We start from the raw sequence: 2,386 nt of genomic DNA, 5'->3' as shown, positions 1-2,386 counted from the left end.
CCGGCGGCGGACCGTGCCGGGGTGCGGACCCCGTCGCGCTGCCGCAGCAGGAACTCGCTCTGCTGCACCGTCATCGGCCGGGCCGGCGCGGAGGAGACGATGTGGACTCCGAACATGACGTGCTGATCGTAGGCGCAGGCCCGGCAGGGCTGCTGGTCGCAGGTGATCTGGCCGAGTCAGGAATCGCGTGTGCCGTCGTCGAACGACGAGCCGGGGAGTCCGAACTCACGCGGGCATTCGCCGTCCATGCGCGGACGATGGAACAACTGGACGCGCGCGGCATCGCCGACGAACTCCTCATGACCGGCATCCGCAACCCTGTCCTGCAGTTTCTGAAGATCGATCTGTCACGGCTCCCGACCCGGTACCCCCACGTGCTGGTCACTCCGCAATACAACACGGAGCGGCTACTGCGAAAGCGGGCTCTGGCCCACGGTGCGGAGATCAAGGCCGCTTGCGAGGTAACCGCCCTCCGGCAGGACGCATCCGGCGTCGACGTGGACGTACAGGCCGCCGACGGGACCGTGCAAACTCTGCGCGCCGCTTACGTCGTGGGGGCTGACGGACGGAACAGCGTAGTTCGCCGATCCCTGGGCCTGCCGTTCCCCGGCCGCTCCGCCATCCGGTCGATGATGCTTGCCGACGTCCGGCTGGCCACGCCGCCCCAGAAACCACCGACCGTCGGAGCCGTGGGCGATGCCTTCGCCCTTGTCGTGCCGTTCGGGGATGGCTGGTTCCGCGTGATGGCCTGGAATCGCCACCACCAGATGTCCGACAAGACACCGGTGGACCTCGACGAGATCCGCGCGGTCGCCCAGCGGGCGCTCGGCAGCGACTTCGGCATGCACGACCCACGCTGGCTCTCCCGGTTCCACAGCGATGAACGCCAGTCCCCGCGCTATCGCTCGGGCCGGGTCTTCCTCGTCGGCGACGCCGCGCACGTGCACTCCCCTGCCGGCGGCATGGGCCTGAACACCAGCATTCAGGACTCCGCCAACCTCGGCTGGAAGCTGAGTGCCGTTCTGCACGACCGGGCGTCAGACGGTCTCCTGGACACCTACCAGACCGAACGGTATCCGGTCGGTCGTCGGGTGCTGCGGATGAGCGGCGCGCTGCTCCGTGGGGTGCTGACTACACCGCGGGCCCTTTGCGGCCTCCGCGACCTTTCTGCGCGCACCGTGCTGCGTATCCCCCCTCTCGCCAGGCGCGTCTCCCGAGCGATATCTGGAATCGACATCGCCTACCCGGCGCCTGCCGGTGCTCACCCACTCACCGGCAAGCGAGCGCCGGACTTCCTTCTGAGCGATGGGCGACGGCTCTACGAGGCCTTGCGAACTCGGAAGTTCGTGCTTGTCGCCCCCGTCAACCCTGCGCTCTCCCCCTCTGTGACCGAACCCTGGTCCAACGAGGCCGAGGTCGTAACGCCGAAGGGCCCGACAACCAAGGCCGTGTTGGTCAGGCCGGACGCCTACATCGCATGGGCCACCTCCGAGCAGCATCCTCAACGCCGTGCCGACGAGATCCGCCAGGCATTGGCCCACTGGTGTGGGGCCGGCACGTCCCCTCGTCACAGACCGCCCTCCCGCTAGCAGCATCCTTGAGCGCCGCCGGCTCCGGGCTGCCCTCCAGAAGTCCCACCCAGGCACAGAATCCGAAGGCCGACAGGGGCAGTGCGGCAACAGACTCAGGCGCTGCTCGAACTGGTCCGGTTGCGCAGGCGGCCCGGTGTGGTGCCAAGGCGCTGGCGCAGCAGAGTGGACAGCGTGGAGGCATTGTCGTAGCCGACGCGTCGGGCGATGGTCTGTGTGGAAAGGTCCGTGGTGCGCAGCAGGTGACTTGCCTGTTCCAGGCGGATGGATTGGGCAAAGCGCACCGGGGATACGCCCACGGCCTTGTGCACAAGACGCTGCAGGGTTCGTTCGCTCGCCCCGATGGCTCGTGCCGCGTCCGCAATGCTCAGCGGCTGGTCGATGTGTGCGCGCACCCATCCTTCGAAGGCGCTCACGGTGGGATCGGTCCGGGCAAGGTGACCTGGAATGGCGTAGCCGGCCTGAGTTGGACGGTGGTCCACCACGAGGTATCTGGCCGTGAGGTCGGCAAGAGTCGGGCTCGACTGCCGTACGAGAGCGAGAGCCAGGTCGAGATGTGCCATGGCGGCGCCGGCCGTCGTCACTCCGACGGCATCGACCAGCATGCGTCCCTCCTCCAGCAACACCTGGGGGTACGCCTGCCGGAACGTGCCGGCCAACCACCAACTCGTGGTGGCGCTCAGACCATCCAGGACGCCGGCCTCAGCAAGAAGGAACGTGCTGGTACAGGCGGCAGCCAGAGAGACACCTTCAGCACGGGCACGCCGGAGCTCCTCGCGTTCGGGTTCACGTTGCGG

The 2,386-nt window shown here is 68.0% G+C and carries 2 protein-coding genes; one reads left to right on the top strand and one right to left on the bottom strand.

The window, feature by feature from the left end:
• The first annotated feature begins 101 nt into the window (after positions 1–101).
• A complete protein-coding gene (locus tag ACWEBX_RS39220; protein ID WP_451889482.1) occupies positions 102–1,589 on the top strand; it encodes an FAD-dependent monooxygenase in 1,488 nt (495 codons plus the stop codon).
• Positions 1,590–1,684: 95 nt separating this feature from the next.
• Here the strand turns inward: ACWEBX_RS39220 and ACWEBX_RS39215 are convergent.
• A partial coding sequence (locus tag ACWEBX_RS39215; RefSeq protein WP_451889481.1) for a GlxA family transcriptional regulator occupies positions 1,685–2,386 on the bottom strand: 702 nt, incomplete at its 5' end.

The sequence above is a fragment of the Streptomyces sp. NPDC005070 genome (assembly GCF_053600395.1).
Note: the sequence above shows the minus strand (reverse complement) of the source record. Positions and strands in the feature narration are given on the sequence as shown.